Annotated in this window: 19 protein-coding genes; 5 read left to right on the forward strand and 14 right to left on the reverse strand. The window is 33.5% G+C overall.

From position 1 onward, the window contains the following. Nucleotides 1-50: 50 nt before the first annotated feature. The 5 genes from ribH to WFZ85_RS05665 all read left to right on the forward strand — a co-directional run bounded on the left by ribH (nucleotide 51) and on the right by WFZ85_RS05665 (nucleotide 5,380). Nucleotides 51-533 (forward strand): 6,7-dimethyl-8-ribityllumazine synthase, encoded by a 483-nt coding sequence (gene ribH / locus WFZ85_RS05645; protein WP_342695312.1) that lies wholly within the window; start codon nucleotides 51-53, stop codon nucleotides 531-533. Nucleotides 534-701: 168 nt separating this feature from the next. Further along, nucleotides 702-2,552 carry a DNA mismatch repair endonuclease MutL gene (gene mutL, locus WFZ85_RS05650; protein WP_342695313.1) on the forward strand — a complete coding sequence of 617 codons (1,851 nt, stop codon included), beginning with the start codon at nucleotides 702-704 and terminating at the stop codon, nucleotides 2,550-2,552. Then, nucleotides 2,549-3,310: a rhomboid family intramembrane serine protease gene (locus tag WFZ85_RS05655; protein WP_342695314.1), complete on the forward strand. Its 762-nt coding sequence runs from the start codon at nucleotides 2,549-2,551 to the stop codon at nucleotides 3,308-3,310. The genes mutL and WFZ85_RS05655 overlap by 4 nt, the downstream gene beginning before the upstream one ends. A gap of 111 nt (nucleotides 3,311-3,421) precedes the next feature. Next, a complete protein-coding gene (locus WFZ85_RS05660; protein ID WP_342695315.1) occupies nucleotides 3,422-4,285 on the forward strand; it encodes a rhomboid family intramembrane serine protease in 864 nt (287 codons plus the stop codon). A 45-nt stretch (nucleotides 4,286-4,330) separates the two neighbouring features. Further along, the gene (locus WFZ85_RS05665) at nucleotides 4,331-5,380 is read left to right on the forward strand and encodes an endonuclease/exonuclease/phosphatase family protein (RefSeq protein WP_342695316.1); all 1,050 of its coding nucleotides are present in this window, start codon (nucleotides 4,331-4,333) and stop codon (nucleotides 5,378-5,380) included. Here WFZ85_RS05665 and WFZ85_RS05670 read toward each other — a convergent pair. The 14 genes from WFZ85_RS05670 to udk all read right to left on the reverse strand — a co-directional run bounded on the left by WFZ85_RS05670 (nucleotide 5,370) and on the right by udk (nucleotide 18,434). After that, on the reverse strand, nucleotides 5,370-5,990 hold the full coding sequence (locus tag WFZ85_RS05670; protein WP_342695317.1) for a WbqC family protein: 621 nt from the start codon (nucleotides 5,988-5,990) through the stop codon (nucleotides 5,370-5,372). The two genes, WFZ85_RS05665 and WFZ85_RS05670, sit on opposite strands and share 11 nt — an antisense overlap. A 103-nt stretch (nucleotides 5,991-6,093) precedes the next feature. After that, a complete protein-coding gene (gene lepB, locus WFZ85_RS05675) occupies nucleotides 6,094-7,641 on the reverse strand; it encodes a signal peptidase I (RefSeq protein ID WP_342695318.1) in 1,548 nt (515 codons plus the stop codon). An 87-nt stretch (nucleotides 7,642-7,728) separates the two neighbouring features. Beyond that, nucleotides 7,729-8,436: a 4-hydroxy-tetrahydrodipicolinate reductase gene (dapB, locus tag WFZ85_RS05680; protein WP_342695319.1), complete on the reverse strand. Its 708-nt coding sequence runs from the start codon at nucleotides 8,434-8,436 to the stop codon at nucleotides 7,729-7,731. After that, complete coding sequence (locus WFZ85_RS05685; RefSeq protein ID WP_342695320.1) at nucleotides 8,437-8,997, reverse strand: DUF5683 domain-containing protein; 561 nt, start codon at nucleotides 8,995-8,997, stop codon at nucleotides 8,437-8,439. Beyond that, entirely contained in the window at nucleotides 8,997-9,896 is a 900-nt protein-coding gene (locus tag WFZ85_RS05690; RefSeq protein ID WP_342695321.1) for a ParB/RepB/Spo0J family partition protein, read from the reverse strand. The genes WFZ85_RS05685 and WFZ85_RS05690 overlap by 1 nt, the downstream gene beginning before the upstream one ends. 3 nt (nucleotides 9,897-9,899) lie before the next feature. After that, the gene (locus WFZ85_RS05695) at nucleotides 9,900-10,667 is read right to left on the reverse strand and encodes a ParA family protein (protein ID WP_342695322.1); all 768 of its coding nucleotides are present in this window, start codon (nucleotides 10,665-10,667) and stop codon (nucleotides 9,900-9,902) included. A gap of 149 nt (nucleotides 10,668-10,816) precedes the next feature. Further along, nucleotides 10,817-11,698, reverse strand: a complete 882-nt coding sequence (locus WFZ85_RS05700) for an SDR family oxidoreductase (RefSeq protein ID WP_342695323.1) — start codon at nucleotides 11,696-11,698, stop codon at nucleotides 10,817-10,819. Between the two features lie 65 nt (nucleotides 11,699-11,763). Then, complete coding sequence (locus WFZ85_RS05705; RefSeq protein WP_342695324.1) at nucleotides 11,764-12,891, reverse strand: methionine aminotransferase; 1,128 nt, start codon at nucleotides 12,889-12,891, stop codon at nucleotides 11,764-11,766. Nucleotides 12,892-12,994: 103 nt separating this feature from the next. Further along, a complete protein-coding gene (locus tag WFZ85_RS05710) occupies nucleotides 12,995-13,510 on the reverse strand; it encodes a YybH family protein (protein WP_342695325.1) in 516 nt (171 codons plus the stop codon). Nucleotides 13,511-13,615: 105 nt separating this feature from the next. Continuing rightward, on the reverse strand, nucleotides 13,616-15,769 hold the full coding sequence (gene scpA / locus WFZ85_RS05715) for a methylmalonyl-CoA mutase (protein ID WP_342695326.1): 2,154 nt from the start codon (nucleotides 15,767-15,769) through the stop codon (nucleotides 13,616-13,618). Nucleotides 15,770-15,791: 22 nt separating this feature from the next. Continuing rightward, nucleotides 15,792-16,067 (reverse strand): hypothetical protein, encoded by a 276-nt coding sequence (locus tag WFZ85_RS05720; RefSeq protein WP_342695327.1) that lies wholly within the window; start codon nucleotides 16,065-16,067, stop codon nucleotides 15,792-15,794. A gap of 37 nt (nucleotides 16,068-16,104) precedes the next feature. After that, nucleotides 16,105-17,463: a methylmalonyl-CoA mutase subunit beta gene (locus WFZ85_RS05725; protein WP_342695328.1), complete on the reverse strand. Its 1,359-nt coding sequence runs from the start codon at nucleotides 17,461-17,463 to the stop codon at nucleotides 16,105-16,107. A 4-nt stretch (nucleotides 17,464-17,467) separates the two neighbouring features. Beyond that, nucleotides 17,468-17,815 carry an FtsB family cell division protein gene (locus WFZ85_RS05730; protein ID WP_342695329.1) on the reverse strand — a complete coding sequence of 116 codons (348 nt, stop codon included), beginning with the start codon at nucleotides 17,813-17,815 and terminating at the stop codon, nucleotides 17,468-17,470. Nucleotides 17,816-17,825: 10 nt separating this feature from the next. Further along, on the reverse strand, nucleotides 17,826-18,434 hold the full coding sequence (gene udk, locus WFZ85_RS05735) for a uridine kinase (RefSeq protein WP_342695330.1): 609 nt from the start codon (nucleotides 18,432-18,434) through the stop codon (nucleotides 17,826-17,828). Nucleotides 18,435-18,477: the final 43 nt, after the last annotated feature.

Raw genomic sequence — 18,477 nt, forward strand, 5'->3', positions numbered from 1 at the left:
GTTAAATTCTTACTGAACATTAACAACTGGTAACTGGAGACTTATTAAACATGGCGACGGCAAATAAAAATTTATCGAATTACGACAAAAATACAATCCCAGACGCGAGAGATTTTCGGTTTGGGATTGTTGTTTCTGATTGGAATAGTCATATTACCGATGGTTTGTATCACGGTGCCGAAGCGGCATTATTGGATTGTGGTGCTTTACCCCAAAATATTGTGAGGCAAAATGTTCCTGGTAGTTTTGAGTTGATTTTTGGGGCCAAGCAACTAATGAAAACGGGCAATTTTGATGTTATTATTACCATTGGTTCTGTGATAAAAGGCGAAACTATGCATTTTGATTTTGTATGCCAAGGTGTTACTAATGGCATTGCAGCACTGAATGCAGAAGGTGAAATTCCAGTGATATTTTGTGTGTTGACTGACAATACGGAACAACAATCTATTGATAGAAGTGGAGGAAAGCACGGAAATAAAGGCACCGAAGCTGCTATTGCGGCGATTAAAATGGTGGCAATGACCAAGTAATTACGAAAAAATTAACTTTACAATAAATGAGTTCTTGCCTATTCTTTAATGAATAGGTTTTTTTATTTTTTAGCATAGGATTAACTAAAAATCACCATAGTTTTTCCCTAAATTTGCTGTTTAAATTTTATAGCTGAATACTCATTTCTGAATACTGAACACTACCCAATGTCGAGCATAATTCAATTACTACCAGATCATGTTGCCAATCAAATTGCCGCTGGCGAAGTGGTGCAACGACCCGCATCCGTAGTAAAAGAATTATTAGAAAACGCTGTAGATGCTAAAGCTACAGATATAAAGCTCATTATAAAAGATGCTGGTAAATCACTTGTTCAAGTTATTGATAACGGTGTGGGTATGAGTGTAACTGACTCGCGCTTGTGTTTTGAGCGTCATGCCACTTCTAAAATTCGCCATGCCGAAGATTTATTTTCACTGCACACCAAAGGGTTTCGCGGAGAAGCACTTGCTTCTATAGCTGCCATTGCGCATGTTGAAATGAAAACAAAGCAAGATCAAGAAGAACTTGGAACTCATATCATTATTGAAGGCAGTAAATTAATCTCACAAGAACCAGCGGTTTTACCAAAAGGTACATCTTTTGCGGTTAAAAATCTGTTTTTTAACATTCCTGCGCGGCGTAATTTTTTGAAATCGGAAACGGTAGAACAACGCCACATTGTGGATGAGTTTCAGCGCGTGGCAATGGCACATCCGAACATACACTTTGCGATGTATCATAACGGAAGCGAAATGTTCAATTTGCCGATATCCAATTTCAGACAGCGAATTGTCAATATTTTTTCAGGAAAAACTAATGAAAAATTAGTACCAGTAAATGAAGAAACAGAAATTGTCATACTTGATGGTTTTATAGGTAAACCCGAATTTTCAAAGAAAAATAGAGGTGAGCAGTTCTTTTTTGTCAATAATCGTTTTATTAAAAGTGGTTATCTGCATCATGCGGTAATGTCTGCCTATGAAGGGTTACTAAAAGATGGCGCGCAACCAAGTTATTTTTTGTGCTTAGATGTTCCGCCACACACCATTGATATTAACATTCATCCCACAAAAACAGAAATAAAGTTTGATGATGAGCATGCATTGTATGCCATTTTGCGTTCGGCCATCAAACATAGTTTGGGACAATTTAACGTAGCGCCAGTTTTAGATTTTGATCGCGATCCTAATTTAGACACGCCTTATCAATATCAAAATAAAGAAGCTGAATATCCAACGATTGCTGTAAATAGTGATTTTAATCCTTTTTCTACCGAACCATCACGAGGTTCTTTTTCATCTTCTTCGCAATATAGAAAACAAGAGTTAAAACCCAATTGGGAAAGTTTGTATGTAGGATTAAAGCAAGCTGGTCAAGAATTAGCCGAAATTACTTTTGAAAATGATGCAGTGACTTCCTCTTTATTTGAAGAGGCCGATATTGACCAAGAAGTAAAACGAACCTACCAAATCCATAAAAAATATATTGTTAGTCCGATAAAATCGGGAATGGTCATTATAAACCAAAAGCGTGCTCATGAACGCGTTTTGTATGAAGAATTTTTGACTAATATGACGGTTAAACAAGCTTCGAGCCAACAATTATTGTTTCCTTTGGAATTGTATTTTTCTTCAAGTGAAATTCATTTAATAACCGAATTGAAATTATCTTTAGAAAATTTGGGTTTTATTTTTGATACTATAAACGATAACTCTATAATAGTTTCTGGTTTGCCTGTTACTATATCAGAAAGCAGAGCTTCGATCGTTTTGGATGATTTATTAACCGATTTGCAGGACGGAATTCCGGATAGTAGTTTTTCACAAAATGATATGATTGCCAAATCCATGTCAAAAAGTTTGGCCATAAAAACAGGAACGTATTTAACCGAAAGAGAGCAAGAAAATTTGGTACACAACCTATTTGCCTGTAAAGAACCTAATGTTTCCCCTTTTCAAAAACCTACTTTCATCACGATGAGTGTGGAAGATTTAGATAAAAAATTTGCCCTATGATGCGCATGACCGATACTGTTAAGCAGTTACTGATAATTAATATTATATTTTACATTGGGTCTAATTTTGTAGGTGATGTTGCCTATCAGTTATTTTCGATGTATCCACCACAAAATCCAAATTTTCGATTTTGGCAACCGTTAACAAGCATGTTTATGCATGCACCAATGCCAAATTTGATGCATATTCTTTTCAATATGTTTGCTTTAGTGTCTTTTGGTAGCGCACTGGAACAATTTTGGGGATCTAAAAAGTTCATCTTCTTTTACATTTCATGTGGTCTTGGAGCAGCGCTGTTGCATACTGGTGTGAATTATTTACAATATCAACATGCATTAGAAGTACTCCAAAATGCTAACATTCCGCAAGATGCTATTACTGCTATGCTGAAGGAAGGAAGATATAACGACCGTATAATAGATTTGGTTCCTTTATCCACAATTGAGCAATTCTATTTTTCATATAACACGCCTTCTGTTGGTGCATCTGGTGCAATATATGGATTGTTAACGGCTTTTGCCTTTATGTTTCCTAATGCGGAACTGGCTTTGCTTTTTATTCCTGTTCCCATAAAAGCTAAATATTTTGTGCCAGGAATTATAGCGATAGATTTATTTTTGGGATTTAAAGGTAGTTCACTTTTTGGAAGTGGAGGAACAGGAGTTGCCCATTTTGCCCACATTGGTGGTGCTTTATTTGGTTTTTTAATGATGTGGTATTGGAAAAAAAATCAGTTTAATAACAATCGTTGGAATTAGTTTTAACCATAAAGAACACAAAGTGAGCACTAAGCTCACTGTAATGGAAATCAACTTTGTGTTCATCGTGTAAAACTTTGTGGACTTAGTGGTTAAATAAAAATAAAGACTATGAGTATAATTAATGATTTAAAACTACAATATAGAATAGGAGGCATTACCAATAAACTGATTTACTGGAATGTGGGTGTTTTTTTGTTGTCTATTCCCTTGTTTTATCAGTTTAAAGAAGGATTTTTTTATTACCCTGATTGGTTGGCAGTTTCCTCTGCGCCGTTTGATATTGTGACCAAGCCATGGACATTGCTAACTTATGCTTTTTTTCATCAAGGATTTTTCCATCTGTTTTTTAATATGATGGTTTTAAATTTTACTAGTCGTTTATTTTTAACTTATTTTACTGAAAAGCAATATCTTGGTTTGTATTTTCTGAGCGCTATTTTTGCTGGCTTTGTTTTTGTTTTAAGTTATTATTTGCTTAACAGTTCGAGTAGTATGGTTGGTGCATCTGGTGCGATAATGGCTATTTTGGTTGCTACTACAACCTATCAACCTTTAATGGAAGTAAGATTGCTACTAATAGGTAATGTTAAACTATGGCATATCACCGCTGTTTTGCTTATACTTGATTTATTACAAATTCAAATGAGCAACACTGGTGGACATATTGCTCATATAAGTGGTGCGTTTTTTGGTTATATTTACATTAAATTACTCGAAAATGGCACCGATTTAAGTAGAATTATCTTTTCGGTGACGGAGTTTTGCGGTTCATTATTTAGTAAAAAGAAAACAAGAACGTTTAAGAGTGTACACGTTAATCCTAAAAAGCCGGAAGTGAAAAGAGAAACGAAAATTGTATACAAAGATAAAACACAACAACAAATTGATGAGATTTTAGATAAAATTAGTCAATCAGGTTATGACAGTTTGACTGCTGAAGAAAAACAATTTTTGTTTAAAGCAGGTAAGTAATAATGTGGAGTTTATACCAACTAGTTTTCAGTATAAGAAATATAAATGAAGAAACTCTCGTGGTTTAATAAAATAGTTTTTGTTTTTAATATAGTAATTACTGTATTGACTTTCGTAGCTTATATTTTACCTTTTTTAGCACCCAAACTATTTCCATTACTCTCTGTTCTTACTTTAATATTACCTCTGTTTCTTATATTAAATGGTTTGTTTTTTTTGTATTGGCTACTACAATTAAAGCGACAGCTTGTTTTATCAGGATTAGTATTGTTATTGGGGATTACATTTATCAATAAATTTTATAAATTTTCATCCAGTGTTACTGATGAAGAGGAAAAAGATTTTACAGTGATGAGCTACAACGTTCGATTATTTAATATTTTTGAATGGATACCAAAACCAGCCATTGGTGATACTATTTTATCTTTCATCAACGAACAAAATCCAGATATTCTTTGTATACAAGAGTATTCTCAAAATGCAAAAGTAGATTTGAGAGTATATAAATACAAAGCTATTTATATGGAAGGGAAAAATATAAAAACAGGACAGGCCATTTTCTCAAAATTTCCTATTTTTAATCAAGGCGATTTCAAAATTCCTCAAGCAGGAAACAATATTATTTATGCTGATATTAAGAAAGGAAAAGATACTATACGAGTATATAATATTCATTTACAATCTATTAAAATTTCACCCGATGTCAACGAAATTCAGGAGCATGTAGATGTTATTGATCAAAATAAATCACAACAACTTTTTACAAGAATTAGAGATGCTTTCAAGAAACAGGAGCAACAAACGGAAGTTTTAGTTAATCATAAAAAAGAGTGTACTTACCCTGTTATTATTTGTGGCGATATGAATAATAGTGCTTTTTCTTATGTATATAGAAACATAAAATCAGACTTGAACGATTGTTTTGAAGAAGCTGGAACAGGTTTTGGGCAAACGTATAAGTTCAAATATTATCCTGCACGAATTGATTACATCTTTGCCAGCAAATCGATGAAGGTTAAAAGTTTCCGTTCTTTTACTGAATTTAATTATTCCGATCATTATCCGATAATGACTAGACTATCGTTTAAAGAATAACTAAGTTTTGTTTTTTTAAATAGTCTATTGCGTATCTTCCTTCATTGAACAATAAATCTAAAATGGAGAGATTATTTAGAAAACCATGTTTTTCACCAAAAACCTGGGTATAGGTATCATAAACTGAATTGTCTTTTTTGCCATTTATCAGGTTTCGTAAATCAATCATGTTTTTTACCTCATGAAAGTATTCTGTGGTTTCGTTGTAGTCAAACTCTAATTTTAGACATTTTGATACAAATGACATGGTTTCATAGTTCAAGTCCATCAGAAAGGTATGTTTCTTTTGAAAAATAGGAGCTAAATCGTCTTCAAAATATTCAAAAAAAGGTGATGTGCGATATGCTGCTTCTAATGATTTGAAATGTTGTTTTTGCCAATCAAAAGCGGTTTCAAGTCTGATGTCTCTAGTTTTCTGATGACCTTCTTTAGAATGTTTTATAGGAATATTGAGTAACTGAATGCCATTTGGACTATAAATGTACATTCGGTTTCTGTTGGTTTGCTTTTGGAAATTATCATCCATTTCAAACGTGACCAAATCACTTTTTGCAATCGCCACAAAATGACTTATTGAAGGAAAATAGCTTGGATGAATTAGGATGTTCATTTTTTTCGTTTAAAATGGTTTAAAGTTGTTTAATATGGTTTAAGGTAGTTTGCGGTCGCGGTTAACAATATAAACCTCTAAACAACTTTAAACTCTTAAACTATTATTTTGCGTTTTTTCTTTTTTTCCAAAAATATTCACCCACAAAATACAACACTAGTAACCCAAGAAAATATTTAAAATAAGACTGTGGTTGACCATCGCCACCAACAGTGGTGAATAATCGTTCCCAACGAATTTTGTTTATTCCTTTTCCGTTTGTGTCCCAACTCAACCAAATAAAAACTGGTTTACCCACAATGTGATCTTCGGGAACATAACCCCAGTATCGACTGTCCTCAGAGTTATTTCGGTTATCTCCCATCATCCAATAGTAATTTTTTTTGAAAGTATAGGAAGTGGCTATTTTATTATTGATATAAATATCGTTGCCTACAACTTTCAAGTCATTTCCCTCGTAAACTGCTATTACTCTTTTGTAAAAGGGTAATGATTTTAAGTTTAAAGCAACCGTTTTTCCTGCTTCTGGAATATATATTGGACCAAAATTATCTGAATTCCATTTAGGTGTACCTGAAAAAATATTCATTTCTCCATTTTTTGAAATTACTTGTGACACTGATTTTATTCCAGGAATACTTCTTAGTTTATTGGCACCTTCAAAAGTCAATGCTCTTATATACAGTGTGTCACGAGCTTCGTTTTTGAATCCTGCGCCATCAGTGCATCCAACATCTTTTAGTAAAAATTCAAAATCTAGTGGCACATTCATATCATAGGTAACATAATAGGAATATTGCGTTTTGGCTCTTGCTGGTAGTATCAATTCTTTACCGTTAATATAAACTATCCCATTTTTAATTTGCAATGAATCGCCAGGTGTTCCTTGACAACGTTTTACGTAATTTGATTTTTTGTCGATAGGTTTAACCACACTTCTTCCTGAGGTATCAAAAAATTTATATACAGTATCAGCTGGCCAATTGAAAACAACAATATCGTTTTTTTCTACTTTTTGAAAACCTGGAAATCTGAAGTAGGGAAGTTGTGGCCAACTCAAATAGGATTTAGTGTTTACAATTGGTAATGTATCATGAACCATTGGCGCAGCAACAGTTGTCATAGGAGTTCGTGCGCCATAATGAAATTTACTCACGAATAAAAAATCACCTATAAGCAACGATTTTTCTAATGAAGAAGTTGGAATAGTATAAGGTTGCATCACATAAGTATGGACTAAAGTGGCGACAACAATAGCAAAAAGCAACGAACTTATAGTGTCACCAGTTTTGGTTTTTGCGGTCAAACTTCTATCTGAAATATGGGTAACCTCTTGCGTATAATTGATGTAAAGAATGTATAAACCAAATGTAAAGATACCTAGCCAAGTATCTGAAGTGGAGTTTTTTCCAAAACTTCTCAACGTTTCGACCCAAATTACAGGAAACATAATTAGGTTAATCACTGGAATAAACAACAAAATCGTCCACCATGTTGGACGATTAATTATTTTCATTAATACTATGGAATTATATATAGGAATAAATGCTTTCCATCTTTTTCTTCCTGCTTTTTCATATAATTTCCAAGTTCCTAAACCATGAATAAATTGGACTAAAAGGAAAAATATAAACCAATGGAATAGTATCATGATGTTGAATTTATGAGTTTAATAAAGTTTAAGTGTTTAAAAGTTATAAGTTAACTTTTTATGAGTTTTGTTACAATTTATAATTGGTTATTGGGAATTTAAATCGAGTACATCTTTCATAGTAAAAACGCCTTTTTTTCCAATAATCCATTCTGCAGCAATAATTGCTCCGAGTGCAAATCCTTCGCGATTATGAGCAACATGTTTAATTTCTATAAAATCCACGTCTGAATTGTACGTAACAGTATGCGTTCCGGGAATGTTTTCAGTTCTTTTTACGTCAATAAACAAGTCGTCTTCTTTAGGATTTTCAATAGTCCAGCTGTTCTTGTCGCTGTGATTGATTATAGAATAGGCTAATGAAATTGCGGTTCCGCTGGGTTTATCGAGTTTTTGCGTATGATGGATTTCTTCCATTGAAACTTTGTACTCTTTAAATTTTGACATCATCCGTGCTAGATAATCATTCAATTCAAAAAATAAGTTAACACCCAAGCTAAAATTGGAACCATAAAGAAAAGCGGCGTTTTTTTCTTCGCACAATTTTACCATTTCATGGTAATTTTCAAGCCATCCTGTGGTGCCCGAAATGACAGGAATACTAGCATTTATACACGCAGAAATATTATTAACAGCGGCAGTAGGAACACTAAAATCTATTGCTACATCAGCATTGGAAAGTCCTTCAAATGAATTGCTTTCATCTTTTCTTAAAATAATCTCGTGTCCTCGTTCTTGGGCAATTTTTTCGATTACCTTGCCCATTTTGCCATATCCAAGAAGTGCTATTTTCATTTAAAATTTATAATTAAATGTTAAACCAATTGTAGGTAGAACAGTAAATTCACTTTGATAAACGTCTGGTGCAAATGATAGTTTTTCGTTTACGTTAAATTGAATTAAATGCGCATCTACGTTTGCGTCTACAATATTCAAAATATAAAAAACTGCTGTAACCATCAACGATAAATCTCTATTTCGTTGATGAAACCGTTGTGCGGCAATCAAACGTTGGTTATCAAAAATACCTACAAATTCATCATCTCTAAAACCTGCCAATCTTCGTTTATAGGCATCTCGATAGATGTTATATTTTTTATTGTTTTCTAGATAAAAATACATACTTGTTCCCAAAGCACCATAAACTAGGGGAATCTTCCAATATTTTTTATTGTATGCTTGTCCCAATCCGGGTAAAATCGCTGAGAAAAAAGCCGCTTTTGAAGGTCGCAATGGATCTATTTCTCTTAGTTTAGTAGTATCTTTTGCAATTATTGCGTTGCCAATTTCTTGCGAAAATAGATTTTGATTTCCGAATATAAAAAAGAATAGAACTATGTATAAAAACCTATTCACTAACTTTTTATTAGTTTAATAATCCTCTTAAAATCTTCCTCTGAATGAAATGGTATGGTAATTTTCCCTTTCCCATTTCGGGCCATTTTCACATCGATTTTAGTACCAAAAAAATCTGTAAATTCCTTTTTTTGATTTTCGTCAATAGTGAATGATACACTTTTATTAGTTTTAGCAACAACTGGTTTTAAACTTTCTTGATAATTTTTTACCAAAGCTTCTGTTTCGCGAACTGATAGATTTTGACTTACTATTTTTTGATAAATATCAGTTTGAATATCCTGATTGTCAACATTTATAATGGCGCGACCATGACCCATACTTATAAAGCCATCTCGAATTCCAGTTTGGATTATAGGGTCTAATTTTAGTAATCGCAAATAGTTCGCAATGGTTGAGCGCTTTTTTCCAACACGATCACTCATTTGCTCTTGCGTTAATTGTATTTCGTCAATTAATCTTTGGTAGGAAAGTGCAATTTCAATTGGGTCTAAATCGTGACGTTGAATATTTTCGACCAATGCCATTATCAACGACTCATTGTCATTTGCAATTCGGATATAAGAAGGAATAGAAGCCAGACCTATTAACTTTGAAGCACGTAAACGTCTTTCTCCCGAAATTAATTGGTATTTATTAAAGTCTAATTTTCTTACTGTAATCGGTTGTATCACGCCTAATTCCTTTATCGAAGAAGCTAATTCTTGAAGCGAGTCTTCGTTGAAATTTGTTCTTGGCTGAAAAGGATTAATTTCTATAGAATCAATATCTAATTCTATGATATTACCAACAACTTTGTCAGCATTTTTATCGCCAATAGATTTTATATCGTTTTCAGGATCTTTTAATAATGCAGATAATCCTCGTCCTAATGCTTGCTTTTGTATTGCTTTTGCCATAGGTTAGTTACTGTTTTTTTTGATAATTTCATTTGCTAAACTAAGGTAGTTAGAAGCACCTCTACTTGTTGCATCAAAGTTAATGATACTTTCACCAAAACTTGGTGCCTCGCTTAATTTTACATTTCGCTGAATAATAGTTTTGAAAACCATATCATTAAAATGTTTTTGCACTTCTTCAACAACTTGGTTTGATAAACGCAAACGAGAATCAAACATAGTCAATAAAAGTCCTTCAATATCTAAATCTGGGTTATGAATTTTTTGCACGCTTTTAATAGTATTCAACAATTTCCCTAAACCTTCTAATGCAAAATATTCGCATTGAATAGGAATGACAACACTATCAGCAGCAGTTAAAGCATTTAAAGTTAATAAACCTAGTGATGGTGCACAATCGATAATTATAAAATCATATTGGTCTTTGATTGTTGCTAATGCTTCTTTAAGCATATATTCTCGATTTTCTTTGTCAACAAGCTCAATTTCGATAGCAACCAAATCAATATGTGCAGGAATAACCCAAACATTCGGTGCAGAGCATGCAATAACGGCTTCATCAGGAGTATTACTGTGTTCTAAAATCTGATATGTTCCAATAGATATACTTTCAACATCAATCCCTAATCCCGAACTCGCATTTGCTTGTGGATCGGCATCAATTAATAACACTTTTTTTTCTAAAACTCCTAGTGATGCTGCGAGATTAACCGAAGTTGTTGTTTTTCCAACACCACCTTTTTGATTGGCAATAGCAATGATTTTACCCATTTATTTTTTACAAATTTTGAACGGTAAAAATACGATTATTTATGGCTTTGGCAACCGAATTTTGTTAACAATCTGGTAAAAGTGCATAGTGTTCAGTATTAAGTGTTCAGTAGTGTTTCTGCCAACTAAAAACTGAGAACTGACCACTATTATTTACTTCCTTTGTTCTTAATCATCGCTTCCAGCATATCCCACATTTCTTGCGGAATTTTTTCCAAAATATTGAACTGTCCTGCACCTTGAAGCCATTCACCACCGTCTATTGTTACTACTTCACCATTGATGTAAGCAGAGAAATCAGAAACTAAATAAGCAGCCAAATTGGCTAATTCTTGGTGGTCACCAACACGTCGCAACGGCACTTTTTTTGCCATATCAAATTTTTCGGCTAAATCGCCAGGTAATAATCTATCCCAAGCACCTTTGGTAGGAAATGGTCCAGGAGCAATGGCGTTCATTCGTATGCCATATTTTGCCCATTCCACTGCGAGACTTCTTGTCATCGCCAAAACGCCTGCTTTTGCAGTGGCACTTGGTACAACATAGCCTGAACCTGTCCATGCATAAGTTGTAACAATATTTAAAACATTACAATTGGTTTGTTTTTTATCTATCCAATGCTTTCCAAATGCAAGTGTACAATTTTTAGAACCTTTCAAAACAATGTCAATGATGGTATCAAAGGCATTTGCTGATAATCTCTCAGTAGGAGAGATGAAGTTTCCAGCGGCATTGTTTAATAAAACATCTACACTGCCAAAAGTTTTCAATACTTCGGAAAGCATGGCTTCTACTTGATCATAATGGCGAACATCGCATTGAATTGGAAGACAATTTCCGCCAGTTTCTTTTTCTAATTCTTGTGCCGTTGTTTTTAATTTTTCTACATCACGCGAGGTTATGGCTACTTTGGCACCCAATTCTAAGAAATATTTAGTCATTGCTTTACCTAGTCCGCTTCCGCCACCAGTTACTACTATTACCTTGTCTGCTAAAGCATTATCGCGAAGCATTTTTGCTGAAAAATCCATAATTTTTATTTTTTATATAGTTTAATTACTGCCTATGAGTATTTATCGTAAAGATATAATTTTTATTATAATTTGAGCAATCGTTCTGCTGCTTGCACTAGGGTTTTATCATCTTTAGCAAAGCAAAAACGAATGCATTTATGGTCGTCACCATTAGCATAAAAAGTAGAAATTGGAATAGTAGCTACTCCAAATTCGGTAACTAATCGTTTGGTGAAATCTATATCTGTCTCATCTGAGATAGCGGCATAGGAAGCCACTTGAAAATAAGTTCCTTCACAAGGTAATAGTTCCAATTTGGTTTCACTCATTAAGTTTCTAAAAAGTGTCCTTTTCTCCTGATAAAATGTTCTAATACTATTGAAATCAACTATATCCAAATATTCATTAATAGCATGTTGAGCAATACTACTAACGCTAAAAACCAAAAATTGATGCACTTTTTTTATTTCAATCATGATGTTTACTGGCGCAATAACGTATCCTACTTTCCAACCGGTGATATGAAGTGATTTGCCAAACGAAGAAATGACGATACTTCTTTCATAAAGTTTAGAACGTTCATTTATAGAAATGTGTTTTTTTTCAAAAGTAATATATTCATATACTTCATCCGAAAGAACGAGAAGATTAGGGTAACTATCGACTAATTTTTCCAATTGTAAAAAATCATCAACTGACCACGTTTTCCCTGTTGGATTATGTGGATTATTGATTATAATGAGTTTTGTTTTTTTATTTACCACATTATTTATCTTTTCCCAATTTGGGGTGAAATCACTATTGAGTGAAACTCGAATTGGTTTGGCATTACTCAAAAGTATTGGTGCTTCATAGCAGTCATAACTTGGGTCTAATATTATAACCTCTTCTCCCGCTTTTACTAAAGCCTGAATTGTGGCAAATATTCCTTCAGTTGCACCAGCTGTGATGAGAATTTCTCCTTTTGGTGAAACAGTTCTTTGATAAGATTGCTTTGTCAGTATTGCTATTTTTTCTAGTAGTGAAGGTAAACCACTCATGGGAGTGTATTGATGAACATTTTCTGAAGCTAATTTTGAAAGTATTTCTGTAAGCCTAAAATCAACTGGAAAATTAGGAAATCCTTGCGAAAGATTGATAGCGTTGTTTTCCGCAGCCATTTGTGACATTATGGTAAATATACTAGTGCCAACATTAGGGAGTTTTGACATACTTTTTTTATAAGTCTTAAAAGTAATACTTTTATGAATTGGGTACAAAAAAAGCACCTCATTTTGGAGATGCTTATTTTAAATATATGAACCTAATGTTATTTTACTTTTTTTCTGTTTCAGCTACTATGTTGCTGTCCAATCTTCTATCAGATGCTGACATATCTCTAATGCACAAATATTTTCCATTTATTTTTTCAAAAACAGCGATGTAATTTCCTGTGTAAAGTGCCGTGCTTGTAGAGTCGGAAACTCTATAATTGCCAATTTCCACCACTTGTATACCATCAGAAGAAGGAAAAATTTCATTGACCACAAAAGCAATTTGATATCCTTTTGGAAAACCAGCTAAGTCTTCTTTTATTGATTTTTCGATTTCAAATCTCCCATTAATCGGGGGTTTGTTTTGAGAAAAACTTACTGCATTTTCGTCATAGTAAAGCGAAGCATTAACATTTCGATCATTAAACATTTCCGCCATTTTGTTTTCGATGGCCTGAATTTCGTTTTTGATTTGTTCTTTATCTATTGCAATAGGCTCGTCTTTTTTGGCTTGACATCCAATAAATAAAATTGAAACTGTACTAAGAAAAATAGTTTTTAACATCTTGTTTTTCATAAAATTAGGATTTAATGATTGTTAATTCTAGGTTAAACAACAAGATTACGGGCATATAAAGATAAGTATTTTTTTTAAAAATGATTAATTGTCAAGTCTAATTTTTTAATCTTTCAATAAGACTTCTAAAATAGTTATAGCAGCTTCACTAATTTTAGTTCCAGGACCAAAAACGGCAACTGCGCCAGCGTCAAAAAGGAATTGGTAATCTTGCGCAGGAATTACACCGCCAACAATTACCATGATGTCTTCGCGACCGTATTTTTTTAGTTCGTCAATAACTTGTGGTACTAACGTTTTGTGTCCGGCAGCCAGCGAGGAAACTCCCAGAATGTGAACGTCGTTTTCTACCGCTTGTTTCGCAGCTTCTTTTGGTGTTTGAAATAAAGGTCCAATATCTACGTCAAAACCTACGTCAGCATAACCTGTGGCAACTACTTTCGCACCACGATCGTGTCCGTCTTGTCCCATTTTGGCAATCATAATTCTAGGTCGACGACCTTCTTTCTTGGCGAAGGCATCGGCTAGTTGTTTTGCTTTTTCAAAACTTTCGTCATTTTTTATTTCTTTACTGTACACGCCGCTAAAACTTCTAATTTGTGCTTTATATCTTCCGAAAACTGCTTCCAAAGCATCACTAATTTCACCTAATGTGGCTCTGTTTCTGGCTGCTTCTACTGCTAAAGATAATAAATTATTATCCTGATGCAAATCAGGATCTGTTCTATTTTCCGTTGACTTCTTTGCAGCAGCAGTTAATTTTGCTAAACATTCGGCTACTTTGGTGTTATCGCGAGTGGCTTTTATTTGTGTCAAACGCTCAATTTGTTGCTTGCGCACCATATCGTTATCAACATCCAAAATCTGTAATGGATCTTCTTTTTCTAAACGGAATTTGTTCACACCAACAATTATATCTTGACTGCTATCGATTCTAGCTTGCTTTCTTGCCGCAGCTTCTTCAATACGCAATTTCGGGATACCAGCTTCGATGGCTTTGGTCATTCCGCCGAGTTCTTCCACTTCTTCAATAAGTTTCCAAGCGTTTTGTGCTATTTCGTTGGTCAGACTTTCTACATAATAACTTCCAGCCCAAGGATCAACGGTTTTGCAAATTTTGGTTTCTTCTTGTAAAAATATTTGGGTATTTCTAGCAATTCTAGCCGAGAAATCGGTTGGTAAAGCAATCGCTTCATCTAAGGCGTTGGTGTGTAAGGATTGTGTTCCTCCAAATGCTGCAGCAGCGGCTTCAATGCAAGTTCGAGCCACATTATTAAACGGATCTTGCTCAGTTAAACTCCAACCTGATGTTTGACAATGTGTTCTTAAAGCCAATGATTTTTCATCTTTTGGACTGAATTGTTTTAGCAATTTTGCCCATAACATTCGACCAGCGCGCATTTTGGCAATTTCCATAAAATGGTTCATTCCAATTGCCCAGAAAAAAGATAGGCGAGGAGCGAACTCATCGATTTTCATTCCGGTGGCTAAACCTGTTCGAATATATTCTAAACCGTCAGCCAAAGTGTATGCCAACTCAATGTCGGCCGTTGCTCCAGCTTCTTGCATGTGGTAACCCGAAATAGAAATCGAGTTGAATTTTGGCATTTTTTTGCTCGTATATTCAAAAATATCAGCAATGATTTTCATCGATGGCGTTGGCGGATAGATGTAGGTATTTCTAACCATGAACTCCTTCAAAATATCGTTTTGAATGGTTCCCGAAAGTAATTCTGGAGCAACACCTTGTTCTTCAGCAGCAACTATATAGAATGCCATAATTGGTAAAACCGCACCATTCATAGTCATAGAAACCGACATTTCATCCATTGGTATTTGGTCGAATAATATTTTCATATCTTCGACTGAATCGATGGCAACACCAGCTTTTCCAACATCACCAAAAACACGTTCGTGGTCGGAATCGTAACCTCTGTGAGTGGCTAAATCGAAAGCAACCGAAAGTCCTTTTTGTCCTGCTGCCAGATTTCTTCTATAGAAAGCATTGCTTTCTTCTGCAGTTGAAAATCCGGCATATTGGCGAATGGTCCAAGGACGACGAACGTACATGGTTGCGTATGGTCCGCGAAGATTTGGTGCAAAACCAGCACCAAAACCAATGTGTTCCAAATTTTCAATGTCTTCTTTGGAGTATGTTGGTTTTACTTCAATGCCTTCGGCAGTGAGGAAAATTTTATCTTCCGATTCTACACTTTTTGCTTCTGACTTTAACTTTATATGTTGGATATTTTTTCTCATTTTTTATTTGAGTTAATCTTGATTACATATCATCAATATTATCATTTATATCATTCAAAGAGTCAGGGTTGAACCATGATGGAAAACTATCAAGAACATCTTCACTTCTAGTACTTTTCAAATAACTAGTTAAATTTGAAATTTCACTATTTTTAGTTTCTTTCAAGGTAGTAAACGACTTTGTTTTTTTATCTTCAGAAGTTATTTTTAATTCAATTTTTCCACCAATAAATTCATCCGGTACCTTTATAACGATTCGATTTTTATCTACTTCAATTTGTAAGTTAAAAATTTTCATAACGAGTTATTTTCTAAGCTTATAAGTTTACTGTTTTTTATTTTTCTTCGTTTAATCGTGCTTGCTCTAATTTTTCAGCTAATCGTTTTTCAATGATAGGAGTGATTTGAGTTTTTCGAGGATTTTGTTTTACAAATGGATATAATTCTAAATCATCTTTCATTCGGTTATTTTTATTAGGATATTTATTGGTTCCTAACAATATTTCTTTCCCGCTATCGAATAAATCTTGTTCTTTTTGAGCGCTTTCTGAAATCTTTTTTTGAATATTTCCTTCAACTAATTGCGTAATTAAACCATCTTTATCTTCAATTTCTTTGAATAACAGTAATGCTTTTTCTGCTAATTGTTCTGTTAGGTTTTCGATGTAGTAACTTCCATCAGCAGGATTACTTACTTTGTCAAAATAACTTTCGTTTTTTAAAATTAGTAATTGATTTCTAGCAATTCTATCACCAAATTCGTTGTCTTTGTGATACAAACTGTCGTATGGTAAATTTGAAATTGAGTTGGCACCACCAAGAATTGCACTCATACATTCAGTAGTAGTGCGCAACATATTTACGTTATAATCATAAATTGTTTTGTTTCTCTTAGTTGGTGTTACAATAATGTGACAGTCGTAATTGTGATTATATTCGGTAGCTAAGGTTTTGAATAAAAGACGCAACGCACGTAGTTTAGCAATTTCGAAAAAATAATTTGTTCCCACTGAAATTTCAATCGTTACGGGTTGATGTATAAATTGAATTCTATTGAAATATTCATTGATATGAGCTAGAGTATATGCTAATTGCTGCACCATATTTGCTCCTGCATTTTGATAAATTCCTGCTTTGATATTGATTGTTGAAAAGGTAAGTTTTGAAATTGTATTTAGCTTTTCAAAATCATTTTTAATATTTTCAAACCAGTTTCCGTCTTTGCAAAATTGACCAATTGGATCTAATTGAATTATGAAATCAGCATTGTTTTTAGTTGCAAATTCACTTAATTTAGTTACGAAATCGATTGAAAGGAAAGGCAAATAAAAAAAATAAGTTGTTTTTTCAAGAGGTAAGTTTTGCATTAATTCCTCAATAGAAACAGTTTCGTTTTCAATTGTAAAACGAATACTCTCTGCACCGCGATTTAAAGAATTGAATGCGCGCTCATTTGATTTTTTGATATCTTGAACATAAATATTTTGAACAATAGTAAACTTTTTTTTCGCAGAATTTATTTGAAATTTTACTTCTGTTTCATCAGCATGATAAAATGGTTTTACCTTTATGCCTTCTGGACTTTCCCAAATCAAAGTTTCGTTATAATCTAAGCCTTTAAGTTCATACTGAATTTGTTGTTTCCATTGTTTAGAGGACACAGGATTAAATTCTGAAAATAATGTATTTGCCATTGCACTATAATGATTTTGATTTTTCTTCGGGTAGCGTTTCTTCTTCGTATTCAATGATGTAAATGTCTTCGCTGTCGCGTTTCATATAATATTTTTCGCGAGCATACTTCTCAACATTATCATCATTTTTCAGAAGTTTTATGTTTTCTTCATCTTTTTTAATTTCATTCTGATAGTATTTTTTATTGTCTTCTAATTCTTCTAATTCTTTATTTAAAATTCGATGCTCCATATACGAAGTATTATCAATGAAAAGCATCCAAATAATAAAAAAAGCCAACACAATAATATATCTGTTTCCCAAAATTTTGAGAATAGGATAGGCATCGGTTAGATTTTTTAAAAAACTCATCAGTAAGTATTTACGTAATTCTTTGGTTTATGACGGCTCTCACCACATCAATTGCCACAGTATTATATTTATCATTAGGAATAATAATATCGGCGTAAGCTTTCGTTGGCTCAATAAATTGTTGGTGCATAGGTTTCAACGTAGTTTGGTATCTGTTTAATACTTCTTCCATATCTCTCCCACGTTCTGCAATATCTCTTTTAAGTCTTCTAATAAGCCGTTCATCAGAGTCGGCGTGAACAAATACTTTTACATCAAATAAATCACGAAGTTCAGGATTTGTCAAAATTAATATCCCTTCCACAATCATAACCTTTCTTGGATGAGTAATTATTGTATCTTCGGTTCGATTATGAGTGATAAAGGAATAAACAGGTTGCTCAATGGTTTTACCCTTTTTTAAATCCTGAAGGTGTTTAACAAGAAGTTCGAAATCAATTGCTCTCGGGTGATCAAAGTTCACTAGAGCTCTTTCTTCATAGCTAAGGTTATTATTTTCTTTATAATATGAGTCTTGTGACAAAACACCGACTTCGGTTTCTGGTAATTCATTCATAATTTGGTGTACAACGGTTGTTTTTCCACTTCCCGTTCCACCTGCAATACCAATAATGAGCATAATTGTTGTGTTAGTTTTGATTTCTAACAAAAATAGAAATTAT

Origin of the sequence: Flavobacterium aureirubrum (genome assembly GCF_038739835.1) — a bacterium.
Taxonomy (GTDB): domain Bacteria; phylum Bacteroidota; class Bacteroidia; order Flavobacteriales; family Flavobacteriaceae; genus Flavobacterium; species Flavobacterium aureirubrum.

Coding starts and splice junctions, on each gene's coding strand:
- ribH (WP_342695312.1), top strand. CDS start 51: ATGGCGACGGCAAATAAAAATTTATCGAATTACGACAAAAATACAATC.
- mutL (WP_342695313.1), top strand. CDS start 702: ATGTCGAGCATAATTCAATTACTACCAGATCATGTTGCCAATCAAATT.
- WFZ85_RS05655 (WP_342695314.1), top strand. CDS start 2,549: ATGATGCGCATGACCGATACTGTTAAGCAGTTACTGATAATTAATATT.
- WFZ85_RS05660 (WP_342695315.1), top strand. CDS start 3,422: ATGAGTATAATTAATGATTTAAAACTACAATATAGAATAGGAGGCATT.
- WFZ85_RS05665 (WP_342695316.1), top strand. CDS start 4,331: ATGAAGAAACTCTCGTGGTTTAATAAAATAGTTTTTGTTTTTAATATA.
- WFZ85_RS05670 (WP_342695317.1), bottom strand. CDS start 5,990: ATGAACATCCTAATTCATCCAAGCTATTTTCCTTCAATAAGTCATTTT.
- lepB (WP_342695318.1), bottom strand. CDS start 7,641: ATGATACTATTCCATTGGTTTATATTTTTCCTTTTAGTCCAATTTATT.
- dapB (WP_342695319.1), bottom strand. CDS start 8,436: ATGAAAATAGCACTTCTTGGATATGGCAAAATGGGCAAGGTAATCGAA.
- WFZ85_RS05690 (WP_342695321.1), bottom strand. CDS start 9,896: ATGGCAAAAGCAATACAAAAGCAAGCATTAGGACGAGGATTATCTGCA.
- WFZ85_RS05695 (WP_342695322.1), bottom strand. CDS start 10,667: ATGGGTAAAATCATTGCTATTGCCAATCAAAAAGGTGGTGTTGGAAAA.
- WFZ85_RS05700 (WP_342695323.1), bottom strand. CDS start 11,698: ATGGATTTTTCAGCAAAAATGCTTCGCGATAATGCTTTAGCAGACAAG.
- WFZ85_RS05705 (WP_342695324.1), bottom strand. CDS start 12,891: ATGTCAAAACTCCCTAATGTTGGCACTAGTATATTTACCATAATGTCA.
- WFZ85_RS05710 (WP_342695325.1), bottom strand. CDS start 13,510: ATGAAAAACAAGATGTTAAAAACTATTTTTCTTAGTACAGTTTCAATT.
- scpA (WP_342695326.1), bottom strand. CDS start 15,769: ATGAGAAAAAATATCCAACATATAAAGTTAAAGTCAGAAGCAAAAAGT.
- WFZ85_RS05720 (WP_342695327.1), bottom strand. CDS start 16,067: ATGAAAATTTTTAACTTACAAATTGAAGTAGATAAAAATCGAATCGTT.
- WFZ85_RS05725 (WP_342695328.1), bottom strand. CDS start 17,463: ATGGCAAATACATTATTTTCAGAATTTAATCCTGTGTCCTCTAAACAA.
- WFZ85_RS05730 (WP_342695329.1), bottom strand. CDS start 17,815: ATGAGTTTTTTAAAAAATCTAACCGATGCCTATCCTATTCTCAAAATT.
- udk (WP_342695330.1), bottom strand. CDS start 18,434: ATGCTCATTATTGGTATTGCAGGTGGAACGGGAAGTGGAAAAACAACC.